24 protein-coding genes, 2 tRNA genes and 1 pseudogene are annotated in these 21348 nt (G+C 72.1%); 20 read left to right on the top strand and 7 right to left on the bottom strand.

The genetic code is table 11. The annotated features are described in order from the left end of the window. Positions 1-35: 35 nt before the first annotated feature. Entirely contained in the window at positions 36-380 is a 345-nt protein-coding gene (locus U5C87_RS15315) for a hypothetical protein (RefSeq protein WP_330473384.1), read from the bottom strand. Positions 381-471: 91 nt separating this feature from the next. Here U5C87_RS15315 and U5C87_RS15310 point away from each other — a divergent pair, with 91 nt between their 5' ends. Continuing rightward, complete coding sequence (locus U5C87_RS15310) at positions 472-945, top strand: ArsR/SmtB family transcription factor (protein WP_330473383.1); 474 nt, start codon at positions 472-474, stop codon at positions 943-945. Then, entirely contained in the window at positions 942-1874 is a 933-nt protein-coding gene (locus U5C87_RS15305; RefSeq protein ID WP_330473382.1) for a cation diffusion facilitator family transporter, read from the top strand. The genes U5C87_RS15310 and U5C87_RS15305 overlap by 4 nt, the downstream gene beginning before the upstream one ends. Before the next feature lie 94 nt (positions 1875-1968). Here U5C87_RS15305 and U5C87_RS15300 read toward each other — a convergent pair whose 3' ends face one another. Continuing rightward, a complete protein-coding gene (locus tag U5C87_RS15300; RefSeq protein ID WP_330473381.1) occupies positions 1969-3477 on the bottom strand; it encodes a helix-turn-helix domain-containing protein in 1509 nt (502 codons plus the stop codon). Between the two features lie 155 nt (positions 3478-3632). Here U5C87_RS15300 and U5C87_RS15295 point away from each other — a divergent pair, with 155 nt between their 5' ends. The 5 genes from U5C87_RS15295 (at position 3633) to U5C87_RS15275 (ending at position 7516) form a co-directional block, all read left to right on the top strand. Next, positions 3633-4709 (top strand): amidohydrolase family protein, encoded by a 1077-nt coding sequence (locus tag U5C87_RS15295; RefSeq protein ID WP_330473380.1) that lies wholly within the window; start codon positions 3633-3635, stop codon positions 4707-4709. 2 nt (positions 4710-4711) lie between these two features. After that, positions 4712-5527, top strand: coding sequence for an iron-sulfur cluster assembly protein (locus U5C87_RS15290; protein ID WP_330473379.1), 816 nt, complete (start codon positions 4712-4714; stop codon positions 5525-5527). Further along, positions 5524-6558: an NAD(P)-dependent alcohol dehydrogenase gene (locus tag U5C87_RS15285; RefSeq protein WP_330473378.1), complete on the top strand. Its 1035-nt coding sequence runs from the start codon at positions 5524-5526 to the stop codon at positions 6556-6558. The genes U5C87_RS15290 and U5C87_RS15285 overlap by 4 nt, the downstream gene beginning before the upstream one ends. 11 nt (positions 6559-6569) lie before the next feature. Beyond that, positions 6570-7082 carry a DUF1097 domain-containing protein gene (locus U5C87_RS15280; protein WP_330473377.1) on the top strand — a complete coding sequence of 171 codons (513 nt, stop codon included), beginning with the start codon at positions 6570-6572 and terminating at the stop codon, positions 7080-7082. Positions 7083-7189: 107 nt separating this feature from the next. Next, positions 7190-7516, top strand: a complete 327-nt coding sequence (locus U5C87_RS15275) for a putative quinol monooxygenase (RefSeq protein WP_330473376.1) — start codon at positions 7190-7192, stop codon at positions 7514-7516. Positions 7517-7581: 65 nt separating this feature from the next. On the opposite strand, the gene U5C87_RS15270 is transcribed toward U5C87_RS15275, so the two are convergent. The 3 genes and pseudogenes from U5C87_RS15270 to U5C87_RS22665 form a co-directional block, all read right to left on the bottom strand. Further along, a complete protein-coding gene (locus U5C87_RS15270) occupies positions 7582-7830 on the bottom strand; it encodes a hypothetical protein (protein ID WP_330473375.1) in 249 nt (82 codons plus the stop codon). A gap of 141 nt (positions 7831-7971) precedes the next feature. Next, positions 7972-8724, bottom strand: coding sequence for a hypothetical protein (locus U5C87_RS15265; protein WP_330473374.1), 753 nt, complete (start codon positions 8722-8724; stop codon positions 7972-7974). A gap of 704 nt (positions 8725-9428) precedes the next feature. Continuing rightward, positions 9429-9710, bottom strand: a pseudogene (locus U5C87_RS22665) (hypothetical protein); the annotation flags it as partial. Between the two features lie 218 nt (positions 9711-9928). Here U5C87_RS22665 and U5C87_RS15255 point away from each other — a divergent pair. Continuing rightward, positions 9929-10756, top strand: a complete 828-nt coding sequence (locus U5C87_RS15255) for a DUF6325 family protein (RefSeq protein ID WP_330473372.1) — start codon at positions 9929-9931, stop codon at positions 10754-10756. Positions 10757-10846: 90 nt separating this feature from the next. Then, positions 10847-11155, top strand: a complete 309-nt coding sequence (locus U5C87_RS15250; RefSeq protein ID WP_330473371.1) for an SHOCT domain-containing protein — start codon at positions 10847-10849, stop codon at positions 11153-11155. 51 nt (positions 11156-11206) lie between these two features. Here the strand turns inward: U5C87_RS15250 and U5C87_RS15245 are convergent, their stop codons facing one another. Next, the gene (locus tag U5C87_RS15245) at positions 11207-12037 is read right to left on the bottom strand and encodes a class II glutamine amidotransferase (protein WP_330473370.1); all 831 of its coding nucleotides are present in this window, start codon (positions 12035-12037) and stop codon (positions 11207-11209) included. A gap of 183 nt (positions 12038-12220) precedes the next feature. Here U5C87_RS15245 and U5C87_RS15240 point away from each other — a divergent pair. The 7 genes from U5C87_RS15240 to U5C87_RS15210 all read left to right on the top strand — a co-directional run bounded on the left by U5C87_RS15240 (position 12221) and on the right by U5C87_RS15210 (position 16586). After that, positions 12221-12293 (top strand) — tRNA-Gly (locus U5C87_RS15240). 148 nt (positions 12294-12441) lie between these two features. After that, entirely contained in the window at positions 12442-13410 is a 969-nt protein-coding gene (gene ligD, locus U5C87_RS15235; RefSeq protein ID WP_330473369.1) for a non-homologous end-joining DNA ligase, read from the top strand. Positions 13411-13471: 61 nt separating this feature from the next. After that, positions 13472-13954 (top strand): glutathione peroxidase, encoded by a 483-nt coding sequence (locus tag U5C87_RS15230; RefSeq protein WP_330473368.1) that lies wholly within the window; start codon positions 13472-13474, stop codon positions 13952-13954. Between the two features lie 16 nt (positions 13955-13970). Beyond that, positions 13971-15023: an anthranilate synthase component I family protein gene (locus U5C87_RS15225; protein ID WP_330473367.1), complete on the top strand. Its 1053-nt coding sequence runs from the start codon at positions 13971-13973 to the stop codon at positions 15021-15023. Between the two features lie 61 nt (positions 15024-15084). Continuing rightward, on the top strand, positions 15085-15930 hold the full coding sequence (locus U5C87_RS15220; RefSeq protein WP_330473366.1) for an aminotransferase class IV: 846 nt from the start codon (positions 15085-15087) through the stop codon (positions 15928-15930). Next, positions 15927-16409, top strand: coding sequence for a TIGR02611 family protein (locus U5C87_RS15215; RefSeq protein ID WP_330473365.1), 483 nt, complete (start codon positions 15927-15929; stop codon positions 16407-16409). The genes U5C87_RS15220 and U5C87_RS15215 overlap by 4 nt, the downstream gene beginning before the upstream one ends. A gap of 103 nt (positions 16410-16512) precedes the next feature. Beyond that, positions 16513-16586 (top strand) — tRNA-Val (locus U5C87_RS15210). Positions 16587-16687: 101 nt separating this feature from the next. Here the strand turns inward: U5C87_RS15210 and U5C87_RS15205 are convergent. Continuing rightward, complete coding sequence (locus tag U5C87_RS15205; RefSeq protein WP_330473364.1) at positions 16688-17362, bottom strand: DUF427 domain-containing protein; 675 nt, start codon at positions 17360-17362, stop codon at positions 16688-16690. A gap of 265 nt (positions 17363-17627) precedes the next feature. Between U5C87_RS15205 and U5C87_RS15200 the strand changes: the two genes are divergently transcribed. From U5C87_RS15200 to U5C87_RS15185, 4 genes are all read left to right on the top strand, one after another. Continuing rightward, positions 17628-19001, top strand: a complete 1374-nt coding sequence (locus U5C87_RS15200; RefSeq protein WP_330473363.1) for a phosphoribosyltransferase family protein — start codon at positions 17628-17630, stop codon at positions 18999-19001. Continuing rightward, the gene (locus U5C87_RS15195) at positions 18998-20335 is read left to right on the top strand and encodes an erythromycin esterase family protein (RefSeq protein ID WP_330473362.1); all 1338 of its coding nucleotides are present in this window, start codon (positions 18998-19000) and stop codon (positions 20333-20335) included. The genes U5C87_RS15200 and U5C87_RS15195 overlap by 4 nt, the downstream gene beginning before the upstream one ends. 89 nt (positions 20336-20424) lie before the next feature. Further along, positions 20425-20775: a hypothetical protein gene (locus tag U5C87_RS15190; RefSeq protein WP_330473361.1), complete on the top strand. Its 351-nt coding sequence runs from the start codon at positions 20425-20427 to the stop codon at positions 20773-20775. A gap of 40 nt (positions 20776-20815) precedes the next feature. Beyond that, a complete protein-coding gene (locus U5C87_RS15185; RefSeq protein ID WP_330473360.1) occupies positions 20816-21337 on the top strand; it encodes a flavin reductase family protein in 522 nt (173 codons plus the stop codon). Positions 21338-21348: the final 11 nt, after the last annotated feature.

Here is a 21348-nt window from a genome sequence, read left to right as displayed (position 1 = left end):
ACTCCAGACCTAGGGGTGGTGACGGATCGAGAGGTTCACGTGCTGCGGCCGCTGGTGTCGTTTCCGAGACGCCGGGCTGAGATGCGCCGCTGGGAGAGCCAGCCGAGGACGGCCAGGGCTCCGACGAAGAAGAGCGCCGTCCGGAAGACGACCCTCACGAGGACCCACACCGCGACCGCTCCGGCGGCCGCGACGAGCAGCGCGATCCCGGTGGACGCACCGAAGACGTCGGCCAGCAGCCAGACGACGGCGAAGGCGGACACGAGCACGGCCAGGTTGAGGGACGCCACCCCGGCAAAACAGAGGATGACCCCCACCGCCACGACGACCCATCCGCTCATGTCGAGCATGGCATCACAGTGCGTCAGGGGCGACGTCATCCCCCGAGGGTGAAACAGGCCGTCCGCCCGGGCAGCAGCGCCCGGACCTGACTGTCGAGGAGGCTGGCCGCACTTGTCGTAACATCTGAGCATGCGTTCAGATGAGGCGGTCATCGGTATCGACGCCTGCACCGACCACTGCGTGCACCCGGAGACGGTGCGTCACGTCCGCTCCCGCGCCCTGCCCGAGGGCGACCTGGTCCAGGTCTCGGCCGTCTTCAAGCTGCTGGGGGACCCGACCCGGGCCAAGCTGCTGTACGCGCTGCTCGAGGCGGGTGAGCTGTGCGTGTGCGACCTCGCCGCCGCGACCGGTGTCGCCGAGACCACGGTGTCCCAGTCCTTGCGGCTGCTGCGCGCCTCGCGGGTCGTCACCGCCCGGCGCGACGGGCGCCTGATGTACTACCGCCTCGCGGACGCGCACGTGCGCATGCTGCTCGACCTGACCCGGGAGCACATGACCCACCAGCCCACGACCGAGCTGCCCGCCCCGGTCGAGCCGGTCGAGCCGGTCGACCGAGTCGGGCTCGCCCGCACCCGCTCGAAGGCGGCGAGGGCGCGCGCATGAGCCACGGGCACGGTCACGGACACGGCGCGGGCGTGTCAGCCGCCGTCGCGCACCGGTGGCGGCTGCAGCTGGCCTTCGGGCTGGTCGCGGTGTTCTTCGTCGTCGAGCTCGTCGTCGGGCTCACGTCGCGGTCGCTGGCCCTCATCAGCGACGCCGGCCACATGGCGGCCGACGTCGTGGCGCTCGGTGCGGCCCTCGTCGCGACGCGCATCGCGACCCGCAAGGACACCACCGGGCGACGGACCTTCGGCTCCTACCGCGCCGAGGTCTTCGCCTCCGGGCTCGCCGTGCTGCTCATGCTCGGAGTCGCCGTCTACATCTGCATCGAGGCGGTCGGACGCATCGGAGCAGAGCCGGAGGTCGCCTCGGGGCCGATGCTCGTCGTCGGTGCGCTCGGACTGGTCATCAACCTGATCAGCATCGCGCTGCTGCGGGCCGGCGCGAGCGAGAGCCTCAACGTCAAGGGCGCCTACCTCGAGGTCCTCGCCGACACCTTGGGCTCGGTCGGCGTCATCGCCGCCGCCGTCCTCGTCGGCAGCACCGGCCGGCCGTGGTGGGACACCGTCGTGGCGCTCGCGATCGCGCTGTTCGTCGCGGTCCGCGCCGTCCTGCTCGGCCGCGAGGTCCTGGCCGTCCTGGGCCAGCACGCGCCTGCCGGGATGCACCCCGACGAGGCCGAGCGGGCCCTGTCGCAGATCGACGGGGTGGTCGAGGTCCACGACCTGCACGTGTGGACGCTGACGTCGGGGATGAACATCGCGACGGCTCATCTCGTCACCGCCGCCGTGCGGCCGGGGGAGTCCGCCGCCGACACGGCCACGATCCTCGCGCAGGCGGCGGACGTCATGCGCGAACGCTTCGGCATCGAGCACGCCACGCTGCAGGTAGAGCCCTCCGGGTCCAGCGCCTGCACCCAGACCTCCTGGTGACACCCGGCACGGGCGCACCACTGCCGATGACACCTGACCACCCTTCCCGACGTATCGAGCCCAGGCGAAGCGGGGCCCCGCGGCCCCCGAGCCCTCAGTCCTTGAGGACGTGCAGGTCGTAGTGCGCGAGCTTGCGGTAGAGCGTCGCTCGGCTCATGCCCAGCTCGACGGCTGCCTCGCGCATCGTGGTGCCCGCGCGGGTCAGGCAGCGCACGATCTCGTCGCGCTCGAACGCCTCGATCCGGGTCAGGCGCCGGCGAGAGCCGCTCAGCACCTCCGACGGCAGCTGCGCCAGGTCGATGACGTCGGCCCGGCCCGCTGCCTGGCGCACCGCGCGGACGAGCTGGTCGACGTTGCCCGGCCAGCCGCACGTCGTCAGGGCGCGCTCGGCCACGGGGGTGAAGTCGATGGGCCGCCCGCGCGTGCGCTCGGCCACGTGGCGCGCCAGCGGCAGGACGTCGTCGAGGCGCTCGCGGAGCGCGGGGACCTCGACGACCGTGTCGACGAGGGGCGCGAGCCCCGAGGGGATGTCTGCGAACGACTCGGCGGTCAGGCACCACGGCGCGCCCGCCTGCTCGGCCGGCACGCGTGACGCGTTCGCGACGACACCGACGAGCGAGGCCGCAGCGAGCGCGGGGAGGAGGTCGACGTTGCGGACCACGACCGACGTCCACGGCTTGCCGAGCTCGGGCGCCCAGGAGGCGAGCCACGCGTCCACGTCTTCCGGGTCGGGGGAGCTCACGCTGAGGATGCGGTCGCGAGGGCGCGCCCGGCGCATCGCCTGCGCGAGCAGGGTGGCCCGGCCGGCGCCCGTCTCGCCGACCGCAGCCACGACCCGGCCCCGGGCGATGGCGTCGGCCGCGCGGTCGACGGCGTTCGTCCACGCGGCCGACAGACCGCTCAGTGTGCCCGCGCCGGGCTCTAGCCGGGCCGTCTCGACCCGGAACACCTGGCCACGCGGTGCCGGTCGGGGTGTCTGACCACGTGACCGGGCGAGCATGAGGGAGGCCGTGTTGCCTGCCGCCGACTGCGCGAGGGCGAGGAGCAGGTCGCCGCGCGACTTGGACCAGGTCGTCAGGTTGACGCTGCCCTCGAGGCGGCCGGTCAGGGGGTCGATCACCGGTGCGGCCGCGCACGTGTAGGTGCAGAGGCTGAGGGAGTAGTGCTGCTCGGCACGCACGAGCGACGGCGTCCGGTCGGCAAGGGCCATCCCGAGCCCGTTCGTGCCGGCCTCTCGCTCGGAGAAGGAGAAACCAGGTGCGAGGTGGACGGTGTCCAGCGCCCGGAGCAGGGAGGTGTCGCCGCTCAGGCGGTTAAGCACGAGGCCGTCGGAATCGGTGAGCATCAGGCTGATCGGCTCGTCGGCGAGGGTCTCGTGGAGACCCTTGAGGACCTCGTTACCGCACTGGGAGAAGAGCGAGTCGTCCTGTCGGGTGCCGGCGAAGAACGGCTCGACCGACTCGAGCGGCACTCCGTAGCCCTCGCTGCGCTGCCACGAGGCGATGACCCGCCCCGGGACGGCGCGCTGCTCCGGAGCACGCCCGTCCAGCGAGCCCTGACGACCCCACCGCTCCGGCAGGGCTCCGTCGTGCATCGGCACCATCGCCGCCTCCTCGAAGCCGTTCCGACGGTACCTCGCGGCACGCCAGCGCGACTGCGGACGCAGTCTCAAATTGAGACACCGACCCCCCTGACCTCGCTCCGGTCCGCTCCTACCGTCGACAGGGATCAACGACGATCGCACCCCGAGGAGACCTGATGTACAGCAAGGACGGCGAGAGCTACTTCATCGTCGACGCGCACGTCGCGTTGTGGGACGCCCGGCCCGAGAACCAGCGGAACATCCACGGCAAGCAGTTCATCGACTGCTTCTACGACTACCACCGCAACCTCAGCCCCGAGTCCGAGGTCTGGAGCTACGAGGAGTACCTCTACCAGGGCGGCGCCCGGCTCAAGAAGGACCTCTTCGAGGACGGCTACGTCGACCACGCGATCTTCCAGCCGGCCCACCTCGGGGAGTTCTACGTCAACGGCTTCGGCCAGACCGAGGAGGCCTCACAGCTGGCCAAGGCCGATCCCGCGCGCCTGACGTACAACCACCACTTCGACCCCCGCAACGGCGAGCAGGGCCTCGACCAGCTGCGCGCCGACGTCGAGCGGCTCGGCTTCAAGGGCGTCAAGCTCTACACCGCGGAGTGGCACGGCGAGAGCCGCGGCTGGAAGCTCGACGACCCCTGGGCCTACCGCTACTTCGAGCTGTGCCGCGAGCTCGGCGTCACGAACATCCACGTCCACAAGGGTCCGACGATCCGGCCCCTCGACCGCGACGCGTTCGACGTGGCCGACGTCGACCACGTCGCCAGCGACTTCACCGACCTCAACTTCATCGTCGAGCACGTCGGGCTGCCGCGGCTCGAGGACTTCTGCTGGATCGCCACGCAGGAGCCCAACGTCTACGGCGGCCTCGCCGTGGCCATGCCCTTCATCCACACCCGTCCCCGCTACTTCGCCCAGATCCTCGGCGAGCTGCTCTACTGGATCGGCGAGGACCGCATCATGTTCTCGAGCGACTACGCGATCTGGACCCCGCGCTGGCTCGTCGAGAAGTTCGTCGACTTCCAGATCCCGGAGGACCTGACGGAGTACGCCCCGCTGACGACGGCGCAGAGGAAGAAGATCCTCGGCCTCAACGCGGCCAAGCTCTACGGACTCGACGTGCCCGTCGAGCTCCGGCTCCCCGACGCCGACGAGCCCGCCACGGGCCCCCGCGGCGCCGACGACGTGGCCGAGCGGGCCGCCGACACGCAGGGTTCGGACGCCCTCGCGGGGGTGTGACCGTGGGACTCGCCCCGCTCACGACGCCGCCCGACACCGGGAGGAGGCACACGGCATACGCAGCCCTCTCGGTCGTGCTCGACCCCGAGCTCGACGAGCCGATCACCGACCTCGGCTTCGTCCGTTCGCTCGAGGTCGACGGTGCGACGGTCACGGCGCACCTGCGGCTGCCGACGTCGTTCTGCTCGCCGAACTTCGCCTTCCTCATGGCCTCCGACGCCAAGGACGTGCTGACGGCGCTGCCGTGGACCGAGCACGTCGTCGTCGAGCTCGACGACCACCACGACAGCGACCTCATCAACGCGGGACTGGCGGCCGACGCGGGCTACCGCGGCACGTTCCGGCACGAGGCCGAGCAGGACCTCGACGAGCTGCGCGAGACGTTCCGCCGCAAGGCGCACACGGCCGCCATGGAGCGCTGCCTCTCGGCCCTGCTCCGCGCCGAGCCGACGCGCGAGGTCGAGCAGCTGGGCGACGTGACGATGGCGGACCTCCCGGACGACGAGCAGACGCGGGCCCTGCGGCGCAGGCGCGCGGCGCTCGGGCTGCCCGACGCGCCGACGGCCTTCGTCCTCGTCACCCACGACGGGACGAGGTATGCCGCAGCCGACGTGCCGCTCGCCCTGCGCCGGGCGCGCTCGACGCGCATCTCGATCGACGGCAACGCCCACTTCTGCCGCGGTCTGCTGCGCACCCGCTACCCCGGCTCCGGCGACGACCAGGCAGAGCGCCTCGACGGCGCCGAGCCCGCCGACGCCCGACCGGCCCCGACGCCCACGTTCATCCCCCTGACCCAGCTGAAGGAGCACCTGTCATGACCACCATGCGAGCCGTCCAGGTCGTCGGCTACCACGCGAACCTCGAGATGGCCGAGGTGCCTGTTCCCGAGCCGACGGGTCCGTTCGACGTCGTCGTGCGCATCGGGGGAGCGGGTGTGTGCCGCACCGACCTGCACATCCTCGAGGGCCAGTGGGCCGAGAAGTCCCAGGTCGCGCTGCCCTACACGATCGGCCACGAGAACGCCGGCTGGGTGCATGCCGTCGGCAGCGCCGTCACCAACGTCCGCGAAGGCGACAAGGTCATCGTCCACCCGCTCATCACGTGCGGCCTGTGCCGTGCCTGCCGCTCGGGCGACGACGTGCACTGCGAGAGCAACCAGTTCCCCGGCATCGACACCAACGGCGGCTACGCGGAGTACCTCCGCACGTCGGCGCGCAGCGTCGTGCGCATCGACGACTCGCTCGAGCCGAAGGACGTGGCGGCGCTCGCCGACGCCGGCCTCACGGCCTACCACGCTGCCGCCAAGGCGGCCCGTCGCCTCACGCCCCGTGACCGTGTCGCCGTCCTGGGGGCGGGGGGACTGGGGCACATCGGGATCCAGGTACTCAAGGCGCTCTCACCCGCCGAGATCGTCGTCGTCGACCGCAACCCGGACGCCGTCAAGCTGGCCCTGTCCATCGGGGCCGACCACGGTGTCGTCGCCGACGGCACGCAGGTCGACCAGGTGCTCGACATCACCGGTGGCACGGGGGTCGAGGTGGTCGTCGACTTCGTCGGTGAGGGCGGCGCGACGGCCGAGGGCATCGCGATGCTGCGACGGGCGGGCGACTACCACGTCGTCGGCTACGGCGAGAACATCGACGTCCCGACCATCGACATCGTCTCGACCGAGATCAACATCGTGGGCAACCTCGTCGGGTCCTACAACGACCTCTGCGACCTCATGGCGCTCGCGGCTCGGGGGTCGGTGAAGCTGCACACGCAGACCTACGCCCTGGACGACTTCCAGACCGCCGTCGACGACCTGAACGCGGGCAACGTCCGCGGCCGGGCCATCCTCGTCCCCTGAGAGGCGTGGACATGAAGAGCTATGTGGGAGTGGGCGTCTCGGTCGGCGTGCTCGCCGGACTGTGGACCCAGGTCAGCGTCCAGCTCGGCCTGGTCACGTGGGTCGCGTTCATCGCGTGGGCCTGCTACTTCGCCGCGGGGGGTGGCTTCACCGGCTTCCGCAAGGGCCTGGCCGCCAACCTCAGCGGCGTCGTCTGGGGCTGGCTCGCCAGCCTCGTGGCGGCCCGGCTGACGTTCGACGGAGCGCTCGCGATGATCGTGACGGTGCTCGCCTTCGTGCTGTGCGTGCAGGCCGCCGCCTCGGTCCTGTCGTTCATCCCGGGAGCCTTCGCCGGCACGGCGGTCTTCTTCGGCACGTCGTTCGCCTTCTGGCCGACCGTCCTGGCTCTCGTCGTCGGCGCCGGCCTCGGCTGGGCGTCCGGGGTGCTCGGCGAGCGCATCCAGAAGACCGTCGACCGGAGGTCCTCGGCCGGGACCGCGGGGACGGCCGAGCCGATCGACCCCGTCACGCCTGCCGCGGCCTGAGCCGCACGTCGGGTGGCGTGCCCTGAGCGGGTACGCCACCCGACGAGGACCTGTCGACAACCCACCCGTCCCCGCACACCCCCGAGCCAACCCAGGAGTGATCAGCCTTGATCTTCATCACCGCCAAGTTCCCCGTGAAGCCCGAGCACGCCGACGACTGGCCCCAGATCTCCCGGGCCTTCACCGAGGCCACCCGCGCCGAGGACGGCTGTCTGTGGTTCGACTGGTCGCGCAGCCTCGACGACCCGAACGAGTACGTCCTGGTCGAGGCTTTCCGCGACGAGGCGGCAGGCGGTGCCCACGTGCAGAGCGACCACTTCAAGGAGGCCACGTCGAGCCTCCCCGCCTACCTCACCGCGACGCCGAAGATCGTCAACACGACGATCGAGGGCACGCAGTGGTCCGAGCTCGGCGAGATGGCCGTCGAGAGCTAGCCGGCGCGCGTCCGTTGCGCGGTGCGGGGCGAGGGAGTGCGTGTGCCTCGATCACGACGTACTCCTCAGCGCTGATCGCGCCGCCGTCGAGCAGTGTCGTGGCCTGGGACCGATGGCCGACCGTCGACGACGACGTGCATGGAGGTCACCTCCAGCCCCAGCCCCGTCAGAGTGGCAAGCACCCCCACCAGCTCCCGGCTGTCGTGGATGGCAACCGTCAGCGTCGTGCACGTTCCGTCGGTGCCGGTCCACACGGCATACGGCCAGACGTCCCGCTCGTCCACCTCGCCAGTGACGACGACGACGGCCTGCATGTCCATCCACCTCCATCGGCGCACCCTGTGCGTATGCAGCATGGCGTGGGCGCCGTGGTGGGCGCGTCACCCCTCCGGGTGGAGATCGGCGCCGCGCCGTCGGGGCGGTGGGCCGCCCGGGCCGGCCGGGCCGGCCGGGCGTCAGTAGAGCTCGAGCTCTGCGGCCCGCCGAATTCGCCAGTAGTCGAACCACCCGAGGTACGCCACGGCCGGCGCCACGGTCGCGAGTCCTACCCACCCACGTGCGTCGGCACGCCTGAGCACGTCTGCGGCGAGAGCGGCCACCTCGCCCGGACGCCCCTCGGTGACCGCCGGGAAGCACGACTCGGCGAGGGCGGTCAGCTCGAGGGCCACCAGCCCGGTCGCGTGCGCGGTGGCAGCCGACGAGCGGAGCAGCTCGAGGGGCGCCGGCCCGTGACTCTGGAGACGCGCCTCTCCCATTCCCACGAAGACCTCGGCCGACGCGCGGACCGCGGGGTCCGGCTCACACCCCTCCCCGTGCAGGCGTCGCAGCAGCGCGACACCGGACGCGACAGCCGCGCCGAGCCCGTGGTCCAAGCCGGTGCGGAAGAGGTCGACCACTGCCGCACGATCGTCGAACCGGACCCGGTCGGCCGGTGGCAGGAGCTCGCTCGCGCTCCGAGCGGCCGCGATCTGCGACCGCGCAGCCTCGAGCCGGCCTCGCTGAGCCAGGAGCAGGGCCTTGGCCAGACGGATGTCGCCGACGCCGGCCGTCGTGACGGGCAGCGCCTCCACCGCGTCGAGCACGGCGTCGGCCCGGCCCTGGAGGAAGAGCTCGAGCCAGTGGTCCCCGAAGATCCTGGCGGCGGTGTCCGCGTCGCCCGCCGCGATCGCGTGGGAGATGGCGCGCGCGCCGGGTCGAGCGGCTCCCACCACTGCCCGGCCCGGACGTGGAGGGCGGCGGCACGTTCGGGGGAAGCGGCGCCGAGCCTGCGGCGCAGATGCGCGGCGAAGAGGGGGTGCCAGTGGAACCAGTGCTCGTGCGCGGTGACGCGACCCTGCTCGAGGAACAGCCCGTCGGCGAGGCACTTCTCGAGGTAGCTCTCCGCGTCCTGGGTGCCTCGGACGGCGTCGACGAGCGAGGGCCACACCTCGTCGTCGAGACAGCTGTCGAGCACGAAGCTCCTGACGTCGTCGTCGAGCGAGGCAAGGACCTCGGTGGCGAGGTAGTCCGCCAGGGCCGGGCTCCGTCCGAGCTGGACCGACGCCTGTCGAGGCCTGGCGCTCTGGCGTGCGGCCAGGACCGCCATCCGGACGCCTGCAGGCCACCCGTCGGTGACCCGGTGGACCCTGTCGACAGTGTCGGCGTCCAGGTCGAGGCCCGCAGCGCGTACCGCCTGAGCCGTCTCCTCCGGGCTGAACGCGAGGTCGGCGTGACCGAGGTAGGTCAGGCGGTCCTCAAGCCGAAGGCGCTGCAGTCGCAGGGGCGGGACGACGCGGGCCGCGATCGCGATACGCATGTTGGCGGGCGCCCACCGGAGCACGTGGTCGACGACCCGCGCCGAGCCGTCGGATCCCGCGAGGTTCTGGAGGTCGTCGAGGACCAGGGTCACCGGTCGCGCGTTGTCGTAGCGCGCCTCGAGGAACGCGTCGACCACGGTGATCGGCTCCGCCCGCAGAGCCGAGGAGCGCAGTGGCTCGAGGGCGGCACGGAGCCCGTCGTCCCCGGTGCGCCACTCGCCCGAAGCATCAGCGTTCCACTCGTCGAGGCCTGCCACGGTGGCGGCGGTCAGCAGGTCGGAGACCAGCCGCACGGGCTCACGGTCCGAGGCGTCCACGGTCAGCCACAGCGCAGAGCCGTCCCGGCAGGAACGCCGGCCGGCGGCCGCGAGGACCGTCGTCTTGCCGTAGCCGGCCATGCCCGCGAGCACGACCACCGGCCGCTGGTCCAGCAGCGAGAGCAGGCGCGGACGTCGGATGAGCCCCGGTCCCGGCACGGGGAGGGTCATGCGCGCCTGACGCGGCCCGACCATGTCAACCTCATCGGTGGATGCTGGTGACCCCTGACTCTTCGAGGCTAGTCACGGACCGTCGCGGCCTGCGGTGAAAGCCGCGTTCCCGGGATGTGAGGCTGACCATGCTCTGGTACGAGATCGTGCTCGAAGGAGAGCTCGAGGTCGACCTGAGGGATCCGTCGGTCCCGTTCCAGTGCGTCAACCGGTCCGGGACGACCGTCCTCCGGGTCCCGGTGCTGCACGCCCTCACCCTGTCCCGGGTGCTCGGCCTGTTGGAGTCGCTGGGTATCGGCGTCCGCGCCCTGCACCGGCTGCCGGGCGCGGGCGCCGAGGGCCATGAGCCCGCCTCCTCCGCCCCGGCCGGTCTGTCGCAGCGCCCCAGTCATCCTCGAGGAGAGATGCACCCGGGTCACGTCGCGCTGCATGCTCGAGCGGTCAGGGGACAGCCGCGAAGGAGGCATGACATGGGTGTCAACGTCGACGTCGGACCGATCGACTACCTCGCACTGGAGTTCCCCGGTGCTCGCCTGACGGGGGAGGGCATGGCCATCCTCGTCGACCTCGTCGACCGGGGGATCATCCGGATCCTCGACATGAGGGCCCTGGTGCGGGGGCAGGACGGAGCCGTCACCGCGGTCGCGATCTCCGACCTCGACGGAGGCGGGACCCTCGACCTCGCCGTCTTCGAGGGTGTGGAGTCGGATCTGCTCGACGAGGAGGACCTGGCGCACGCGGCCTCACTCGTCGAGCCCGGCAACGCGGTGGCCCTCCTCGTCTACGAGAACTCGTGGGCCGGACCGTTCGTCTCGGCCATGCGCCGGGCCGGTGCCGAGGTCGTGGCGAGCGTCCGCATCCCCGCCGATGCGGTCATCGCTCGCCTCGAAGCACTCGACGCGCTCGAGCCGGCCACGACCTCCGGCGGGGCGGGACACGTGGCCGACGCCGGGTAGGCGTCGAGCGGGGACGAGACGCACCGGAACGAGGCCAGCCCATGAGCCCGTTCCGACCATCAGCACGGACTTTCAGTGAAGGAGCACGCCATGGGACTCATCGGAGGGATGGCCCGGACGGCCGTCGTGGCCGGGACGGCGACGGCGGTGTCGAACCGGGTGTCGCGCCGGCAGGCGGGACGCTGGGCCGCACAGGAGCAGCAGGCGGCCCCGCCGCAGCAGTACGCCGCGCCGCCGCAGTACGCCGTGCCACCACCGCCACCCCCGCCCCCGCCGCCGTCTCAGCGGGACCCGGACGTCGACCTCGCGCGGCTCCAGCAGCTGGGTGAGCTGCGGGCCTCCGGGGTCTTGACCGAGGAGGAGTTCCAGATGCAGAAGGCCCGCATCCTCGGGGGGTGATGCCCTCGGACGACGATGGTCGCGGGCGCCGAGCGCCCGCGACGACGGGGCTCAGGCGACGCGGGCCGGACGGATCGGCGCGAACGCCCGGATCTCGTCGTCGCCCGGCTGGATGATGCCGCAGGAGGACTCCGGCACCTCGCGCCAGGCACCCGGGAGGTCCCGCAGGGGCTCAGACACGATGAACCTGGTGTCGTCGCCCAGGGTCTGGAGCATCTCGACCTCGGGGTGGAGGTCGCGCAGCTGCGCCACGTTCGTCGAGTGGAAGAGGGTGCGGCTCGCGTGCTGGGTCGAGTAGCGGAACGCCCAGACCGACGTGCCGTCGCTGGCCGCCATGGTCGCCTGCACCGGGTTCGCGACGCCACGACGCTCCGCGAGGTCCTCGACGAAGCCGACAGCCCGGGCCACCCCGGTGAACGGGTCGTCCTCGAGCCCGAAGGTCAGGGCGATGAAGAAGAGCGCCTCGGAGTCGGTGGAGCCCTGCACGTCCGGGTAGAGCGAGGCGTCCACGGCGAACATGATCTCGCGCTTCAGCTCGTGGAAGCCGAAGACCGCACCGTTGTGCATCCACAGCCAACGACCGTGCCGGAACGGGTGGCAGTTGCTGCGTTGCACCGGGGTCCCCGTCGACGCGCGCACGTGGGCGAAGAGCAGGGCCGTGCGCACCTGGGTGGTGAGCTCGCGGAGGTTCTCGTCGTTCCAGGCCGGATCCACGCTCTTGAACACCGCGGGCACGGGACTCTCCCCGTACCAGCCGATCCCGAACCCGTCGCCGTTCGTCGTCGTGGCCCCCATCCGCGAGTGGAGGCTCTGCTCGATGAGCGAGTGCTCCGGCTTGAAGAGGAGGTCCTCGGCGAGGACCGGGTCACCTGAGTACACCATCCAGCGGCACATACCTTCAGGCAACCGGCGGGGGTGCGGGTGCGCATCACTCTCCGGGGATGACGCTCGACTGCTGTCGGGAACCACCCGAACGGCCACTCGGAGAGCGGGTTTCGCACTCCGGCCACCCGTCCGCTATGGTCTACCTCGCACCCACGGAGCCCCGGCTCCGGAGGTTGGCAGGCGGACGTAGCTCAGTTGGTAGAGCGCAACCTTGCCAAGGTTGAGGTCGCCGGTTCGAGCCCGGTCGTCCGCTCAGCTGGAAGGGCCCGTCGACTCACGTCGGCGGGCCCTTCCGCACGTCGGGGCGTATGCCGTCCGGCCGGTCCGGGCGCCACGGCGTGCGGTCGGCACCGGCCGGCCGTTCGAGCACCGGCGGGCGTGCGGTCCGTAGGCTGTCGCCCATGGCTGCGTCGAGCAAGGCCCCCGCGGAGGAGATCGAGGTCGGCGACCACACGGTGCGCCTCTCGAGCCCCGACCGCGTCTACTTCTCCGAGCGGGGCGAGACCAAGCGCGACCTCGTCGACTACTACCTCTCCGTCGGGCCGGGCATCGTGGGCGCGTTGCGGGAGCGGCCGTGCATGCTGCACCGCTTCCCCAAGGGGGTCGACGGGCCGAAGGTGCACCAGAAGCGCCTCCCCGCCGGCGCTCCGCCCTGGGTCGAGACCGTGCGGCTGCACTTCCCGCGCTACGGCCTGCACGCCGACGAGCTGTGCGTGACCCGCCTCGCCGACGTCATCTGGGCGGTGCAGATGTCGACGGTCGAGTTCCACCCCTGGAACAGCCGCCGCGCCGACACCGAGAGCCCCGACGAGTGGCGCATCGACCTCGACCCGATGCCGGAGTGCGGCTTCGACAAGGTCCGTCGGGCCGCGGCCACGACGCACGAGATCCTCGACGAGCTCGGTGCCGTCGGCTGGCCCAAGACCTCGGGCGGGTCGGGGCTGCACGTCTATGTCCGGATCGCCCCGGACTGGGGGTTCAAGGACGTCCGCCGTGGAGCGCTGGCCTTCGCCCGTGAGGTCGAGCGCCGGTTGCCCGATGACGTCACGACGACGTGGTGGCGCAAGGACCGCTCCCCGAAGGACCTCTTCGTCGACTACAACCAGAACGCCCGCGACCACACCATCGCCGCCGCCTACAGCGTGCGCGGCAACCCGCGGGGCACGGTCTCGGCCCCGCTCGCGTGGGACGAGGTCGCCGACGCCGAGCCGCAGGACTTCACCATCGCGACCATGCCGGAGCGCTACGCGCGCCTCGGGGACCTCCACGCCGGCATCGACGACGCCGTCTTCGACTTCGCCGCGCTGCTCGAGTGGGCCGACCGCGACGAGCGCGACGGTCAGGCCGTGCCGCCCGAACCCGACGCATGACCCATCTCGACCGGCCGCCGCTCCGAACCACCCACCGACACCGCAACACAGAGGAGACCACGTGACCGTCCTGCACGACTTCAAGGCCACCGCCATCGACGGCGAGGAGGTGTCGCTCGAGGAGTACGCCGGCGACGTCATCCTCGTCGTCAACACCGCGAGCCAGTGCGGCTACACCCCGCAGCTCGCTGGACTCGAGACGCTCTACGAGACCTACCGCGCCCAGGGCCTGACCGTGCTCGGCTTCCCGTGCAACCAGTTCGGCGGCCAGGACCCCGGCAGCGACGAGGAGATCGGGGCCTTCTGCCAGAAGAACTACGGCGTCACCTTCCCGATGTTCTCCAAGATCGACGTCAACGGCTCTGACGAGCACCCGCTCTACACGTGGCTCAAGTCCGAGAAGGGTGGCCTGCTCGGCAAGAAGATCAAGTGGAACTTCACGAAGTTCCTCGTCGCCCGCGACGGCACCGTCATCGGCCGCTACTCGCCGACGACCGAGCCGGCCGACCTCGCCGCCGACATCGAGAAGGCCCTCGCCTCCTAGGCCCTACGATCTGCGGGTGGACCACGCCCGCTTCGCCGACCGGGACGCGCGCGAGGTGCTCGACGTCCGTCACGGCCCGGAAGCCCTCGACGCCATCACGCGTGAGGGCTTCTGGGCCGTCGTGGCCACCTTCGAGGGCGCCGTGACGGCGGTGCGCTTCGCCGAGGTCACCCCGAGGTCGTATGCCGTGGGCCGCAGGAGCGCGCGTCCGCCGGCTCCCGCCGCGGGCTGGGAACCGCTCGACCGCCACTGGCGCACGTCGCTCGACCGGACGGCATACGTCCGCGCTGTCCAGGAGGTCCGGGAGCGGATCGCCGCGGGCACCGTCTACCAGGTCAACGTCTGCCGCGTCCTCAGCCACGAGCTCGACGGCGACGCGGACCTCGACGGTCTCGATGCGCTTCTGCGACAAGGCAACCCGGCGCCTCACGCTGCGCGCATCCGGTGCGACGCGGCCGGTCTCGACGTCGTCAGCGCGTCACCCGAACTCTTCCTCTCCCGCCGCGACGGGCGTCTGGTGACACGGCCGATCAAGGGGACGGCCGCCACGGCCGAGCAGATGCTGCCCAAGGACTTCGCCGAGAACGTCATGATCGTCGACCTCATGCGCAACGACGTCTCCGGCGTCTGCGAGCCGGGCACGGTGTCGGTCGACGAGCTGTGCGCGGTGGAGGCGCACCCGGGTCTCGTGCACCTCGTCTCGACCGTCAGCGGGCGCCTCCGGGACGGCGTGGGCTGGCCCGAGATCTTCTCTGCCGCCTACCCGCCGGGGTCGGTGTCGGGGGCGCCGAAGTCGAGCGCGCTCGAGGCCATCCACGACCTCGAGACGGCGCCCCGTGGGCCCTACTGCGGCGCGATCGGCTGGGTCGACGCCGACCGCGGCGAGGCCGACCTGGCGGTGGGCATCCGCACCTTCTGGGCGGAGCCCGACGACGACGGACGCCGGTGGCTGCGCTTCGGCACCGGCGCCGGGATCACCTGGCACTCCGACCCCGAGGGGGAGTGGGCCGAGACCGAGCTCAAGGCCGCCCGCCTCATCGGGCTCGCCGCCGGCACTGTGACACCATGAACACTCCCGTCGGACGCCCTCGGGCGGCCGTCGAGCCACGACGAAGGGACAGCACCGGCACATGAGCTCCACCACGCGCGTCTGGGTCGACGGTGACCTCGTCGACCCGACCGGCCCCTCCGTCTCCGCCCTCGACCACTCGGTGACGGTCGGCGACGGCGTCTTCGAGACCGCCAAGATCGCTGCCGGACAGCCCTTCGCGCTCACGCGCCACCACCGGCGCCTCGAGCGGTCGGCCGCCGGGCTGGGCCTGCCGCCCCTCGACCTGGCGTTCGTCGACAAGGGCGTCGCCGCCGTGCTCGACGGACCGACCATCGACTTCGGCCGGCTGCGCTACAGCGTCACCGGCGGCATCGGCCCGCTGGGGTCCGACCGTGACGACGCCTCGCTGACCTACATCGTCCTCGCGGCGCCGCAGCCGCTCCCGCCGGTGAGCGGCAAGCTGACGGTCGTGCCGTGGACGCGCAACGAGCGCTCGGCGGTCGTCGGCCTCAAGACGACGTCCTACGCCGAGAACGTCGTCGCCCTGTCGCGCGCCAAGGCCGAGGGCGCCGTCGAGGCCGTCTTCGGCAACACCCGCGGCGAGCTCTGCGAGTGCACGGGCAGCAACATCTTCGTCGTCGTCGACGGCGTCGTCCTGACCCCGCCCGCGGACTCGGGTCTGCTGCTCGGCATCACCCGGGAGCTGACGATCGAGTGGGGTCGCGCCGCCGGGATCGAGATCCGCGAGGAGCCCCTGCCGCTCGAGATCCTGCAGAGCGCCGACGAGGTCTTCATCACGAGCTCCACGAAGGACGTCCTGCCGATCCACGCCGTCGACGCTCGGACCATGCCGGCCGAGCGGCCCGTGACGAGCGAGCTGCAGCGGATCTTCCGCAGCAACGCCGAGCGGGACTCGGACCCGTGACCGGGCGCGAACCCGGAGGCCGCCGGGACGACGACACCCCCGTGGACTACTCCGACCGCAACGTGACGCTGGACGCCGTCGAGGACCGCTGGGCCTGGCGGGCACGGCTGCGCAGCAACCGGGCCACCCACCTCGTGTGGCGCACCGCCGTCGGCGTCGTCGGTGGCCTCGTGACCGTCGCCGGCCTCGTCATGGTCCCGGCGCCCGGGCCCGGCTGGCTCGTCGTCTTCTTCGGCCTGCTGATCCTCGCGAGCGAGTTCGAGTTCGCCCAGCGCTGGCTCGACTTCGCCCGGCACCACGTGAGCCGCTGGAACGACTGGATCATGGGTCAGGCGATCTGGGTGCGCGGCGTCGTCGCGCTCGGCACGCTGCTGATCGTGTGGGGCGTCATCTGGGGCTACCTCGCCTGGGCGGGCATCCCGCAGTTCGTCCCGCAGTGGGCCGAGCAGCTGCTGACGCAGGTGCCGGGGGTCGACTGACCGGTCGCGGACAGGTCATCCCGGGGGCGATTAACGCACGGGCGTCCGCACCGGCTATTGTTTCCCTCCGACGCCCCGACGCCCTGTCGGCACAGGGGCGCCCGGACGTGTAGCTCAGCTGGTTAGAGCGCTCGCTTCACACGCGAGAGGTCAGGGGTTCGAGTCCCTTCACGTCCACCGAACGAGAACGAGCCGCACTGCGCAGTCGCAGGGCGGCTCTTCTGCTTCCCGGGTGTCGAGGGGCGTATGCCGGGTGCCTCGTCCCGCGGCGCGCTGGGTCAGTCGCCGGGCATCGAGGTGTCGACGGGCACGCCGTCGACGAGCACCACCGCGGGCCGCCAGAAGCAGACGAGGTCCTTCACGGGCAGGGCGTCGTGCAGCGGGTCGGGGTAGAACCACGCGACGTCCGGCGCCCCTTCGGCCCCGAAGTAGCTCGCGACTCCCTTGTAGGCGCAGACGGTGTGGTGCGCCGACGCCGTGAGCAGGTCCATCCGGACGTCGTCGCGCGGCAGGTACCACCGCACCGGCAGGTGCGCCTCGACGAGCATCGTCGGGCGGTGGGACTCGGCCACAGTGACACCGTCCACCTGCACCCGGACGTGCCGGCTGCTCCGCAGCACGTCGATCCGCTTGAAGGGGTCGTGGGGATGGCTCATGACCGGCTCGTCCTCCTCCAGCCAGTCGAAGGGGCCCCAGGGGAGCACGACGCGGCCCCCGAGCTCGGGTGCGTCGGGCCGGAACGCCACCTCGCCGCGGTCACCCAGGTGCAGCGACCGACCCGGCACCGTGTGCCAGTCGTCGTGGCTCGGGGGCAGCACCGGCGCACGCAGCTCCGGCACGGGTGACGGGTCGTGCTCGGTGAGGTCGAGGTCCAGATCACCGGGCGGGACGGCATACCAAGGCACGATGCGGCGCGGCTCGAAGACGAGCATGGCGTCACGCGTGTCGAGCACCGTACGACCGTCGAGCACCGCCCGGATCCGCTTGGGCGAGCGAGCGGGCGTAGCGCAGCTCGGCGAGGCCGAGGAACCATTGCCGCTCCAGGTCGATGGCCATCACCCAGTGTGCGCCTGCCGTTCGCTCGGCGACAGCGGTTCGCGCCCGACGCCGGTGGGACCAAGGTCTCTGTCGCCGCGCTCGACCCGGGGCGACGATGAACGGGAGAGACCGCGGCGTGACCGCGCCCGCGCTCGCTCGTCCGCGCGGAGGGAGGACGTCATGGTCGTCTTCGAGGACCGGTGGGACGCCGGTCGGGTGCTGGCCGAACGGCTGGCATTCCTGCGGGCCCAGGACGTCGTCGTGCTCGGGCTGCCCCGGGGCGGGGTCCCGGTCGCCTCCGTCGTCGCGGAGTCCCTGGACGCCCCGCTCGACGTCATCGTCGTGCGCAAGCTCGGCGTCCCGTTCCAGCCGGAGCTCGCGATGGGCGCCATCGGAGAGGGTGGGATCCGGGTGGTCGACCGCATGCTGCTGGCGCGCGCCCGGGTCAGCGAGGAGGAGCTCGCCGCGGTCGAGGCCCGTGAACGAGCCGTCCTCGACGCCCGGGTCGACCGGCTGCGCCGTGGCCGTCCGAGGGCCGACCTGCACGGTCGCGTGGCCGTCGTCGTGGACGACGGGATCGCGACCGGCTCGACCGCGCGCGTCGCGTGCCGGGTCGCACGGCAGCTGGGCGCCGAGCGCGTCGTGCTGGCCGTCCCGGTCGCCCCGGCCCAGACCCTGCGTGAGCTGCCCGAGGCCGATGCCGTCGTGTGCGTGTCGGCGCCGCAGCACTTCCGGGCCGTCGGCGCGCACTACGTGGACTTCTCGCCGACGACCGACGACGAGGTCGTCGCCCTCCTCGAGCAGGCCGACCGTCGCGCCCGGGCCGCCGGCACGGGTGATGCGGCCGGGGCAGGCGACGACCCCGGCGCCCACCCAGGCTCCGCCACCGACGAGGACGTCGTCGTCCCGGCCGGCCAGGTGTCGATCGAGGGACACCTTCGACTGCCGGCTCACGCCACCGGCGTCGTGGTGTTCGCCCACGGCAGCGGGAGCAGCCGGCACAGCCCACGCAACCGCTATGTGGCCGACGTCCTCCACGAGGCGGGACTCGGCACGCTGCTCCTCGACCTGCTGACGACCGAGGAGGAGGGTGACCGCGCCGCGGTGTTCGACATCCCGTTGCTCGCGACCCGCCTCGGGTCGGCGACGGACTGGCTGGCAGGGCGGGCCGACACCGGCTCCTGCGCCATCGGCTACTTCGGGGCGAGCACCGGTGCAGGGGCGGCGCTGTGGGCCGCCGCCGAGCCCAGTGCGCACATCGCTGCGGTCGTCTCCAGGGGCGGCCGCCCGGACCTCGCCGGCCCGAGGCTCGCAGCCGTCCGCGCCCCGACCCTGCTCATCGTCGGCGGCGCCGACCGCGAGGTCCTGGCCCTAAACAGGCGGGCCCGGGAGTCCCTGACCGGGTGCACGAGCGAGCTGGCGGTCGTCCCGGGGGCGACCCACCTGTTCGAGGAGCCCGGGACGCTCGCCGAGGCAGCCGCCCTGGCCCGCGACTGGTTCGTCGTCCACCTCGGGGTGGTCTCGCCCGCATCGGCCCGGGGGAGGATGTCATGACCGTCTGGGGCGGATCTCCGGAGGGGGCTGGGGCGACCGGCACCGAGCGGATGGCCCTGGAGGTCCGCACGCTCGCCGGGCCCCTGCGAGGGTCCACCGACCTCGACGCGCTCGTCGAGCGCGTGCGTGGTGCGCGGTTCGTCTGCGTGGGGGAGGCCTCCCACGGGACGAGCGACTACTACCGCTGGCGGGCCCTGCTCAGCCGGCGTCTCGTCGAGGAGCACGGCTTCACGTGGATCGGTGTCGAGGGGGACTGGCCCGACTGCTGGCGGATCAACCGCTGGGTCCGGGGCGAGGCCGACCAGGACCTCGACGCGGTCGGCGTCCTCGACCGGTTCGAGCGGTGGCCGACGTGGATGTGGGCCAACCGCGAGGTCGCCGAGTTCCTGACGTGGCTCCACGCGTACAACCTGGCGCGACCCGAGTCCGCCCGGGTGGGCTTCTACGGGCTCGACGTCTACTCCCTCTGGGACTCGCTCTGGGAGATCATGGGCTGGCTGGAGGCCAACGCCCCGGAGTCGCTGCCGGCGGCGCTGCGCGCGTGGCAGTGCTTCGTGCCCTACGGCGAGGACCCGCACCAGTACGCCCGCAGCACGCGGCTCGTCCCCGCCGGCTGCGAGGCGGACGTCGTGCGCCTCCTCGTCGAGGTGCGCGGCCGGGCACGCGAGCGGTCCGGGGACGCGGAGATGCTGGACGTGGTGCAGAACGCCGAGGTCGCGACCAACGCCGAGCACTACTACCGCACCATGGTGCGCGGGGACCGCCAGTCGTGGAACGTCCGCGACCACCACATGGTCGACACCGTCGAGCGGCTTTCCCGCCACGGCGGCCCGAGGTCGCAGGGGATCGTCTGGGAGCACAACACCCACGTCGGCGACGCGCGTGCCACCGACATGGCGCGTGAGGGGCTCGTCAACGTCGGCCAGCTCCTGCGGGAGCGGCACCCCGCCGAGGACGTCGCGCTCGTCGGTTTCGCCTCACACCGCGGGACCGTGCTGGCCGCGGACTCGTGGGGCGCCCCCGAGAGCGTCCTGCCGGTCCCGGTCGCCCGCGCCGGCAGCCTCGAGTCGCTGCTCCACGAGACCCTCGGCGCGCCCGCCCTGCTCGTCTTCCCCGACGACCGGTCCGGGCCGTGGCTCTCGAGCTGGTTGGGGCACCGGGCCATCGGGGTCGTCTACCACCCGGAGCGTGAGGTCGGGAACTACGTGCCGACCCGGATCGGCGCCCGCTACGACGCCCTGCTCTGGCTCGAGCGCACGACGGCCGTGCATCCTCTGCACCACGAGGCCCGCCCGACCGAGCCCGAGTTCGAGACCGAGCCCACCGGCTTCTGAGGTGCGGTGCAGGGCGACCCGCCCACCGGACGTCGGCCGCTGCACGTCGCAACCGCCTGCTGCCGTGCCGGCGGGCTAGCGTGTGGCTCATGATCGCCACGGTCTCGAGCCTGTTCATCTATCCCGACTCCGACGCGCCCGGGCAGCAGCTCGACTCGGTGGAGATGACCGAGACGGGCCCCGAGGGCAACCGCTCCAAGAAGCACGCCGTGCACCTCGTCACGGCCGACGACTACGTCGAGACCCACCCCAAGGCCAACATCGTCCTCGACATGGACTCGTCCGGCCTCGAGAAGCTCGTCGGGCGGGTCGTCCGGCTCGGCGAGTGCACGCTCGAGATCACCCAGACGCCGTCGCAGTGCGCCGGTGTCTACGCCCGGGTGCTCGAGCCCGGTGAGGTGACGGTCGACGACGCCCTCTTCGTGGCCGAGCCCGAGTGACAGGCCGTCCCGCACCGTCTGCGTCCGCCGGGACCCGCTCGTGACGATCCACACCGAGCACCCGTTCGACACGCCTGAGGGCGACCGCGACCAGGTTCGCCGCATCCGGGGTCGCATCGGCGGCACCGTCTCGCTGTGGACCTCGGGAGTCGGGATCGAGCGGGCCGGGCTCACCGTGTCGTCCTATCTCGTGGCGACCGGTGACCCCGCCCGCGTCGTGGGGCTGCTCCACGCCGAGTCGGACCTGCTCGACCGCTTGGAGGAGACCGGGACGGCCGTCGTCGCCCTGCTCGGCGCACGGGACCAACGCCTCGCGGACTCCTTCGCCGGAGCCATGCCAGCGCCGGGTGGGCCGTTCCGGCTCACCGAGTGGGAGCAGACCGAGTGGGGCCCTCGCGCGCTGTCGGCCACGACGTGGATGGGGGTCCGCCTCGACCCGGCGAGCCGCCACGACGTCGGCTGGTCGGTGCTCGTCGAGGCGACCGTCGAGCACGCCGAGGTCGGGGACGACGAGGCGCCGCTCGTGCACCGTCGGGGGCGCTACCAGCGCCCGACGGCCTGACCCGCGGCCCT

It is taken from the genome of Terrabacter sp. C0L_2, assembly GCF_036352015.1.
Taxonomy (GTDB): Bacteria; Actinomycetota; Actinomycetes; order Actinomycetales; family Dermatophilaceae; genus Terrabacter; species Terrabacter tumescens.
The sequence above is the reverse complement of the archived record's forward strand: the minus strand, read 5'-3'. Positions and strand labels throughout refer to the sequence as shown.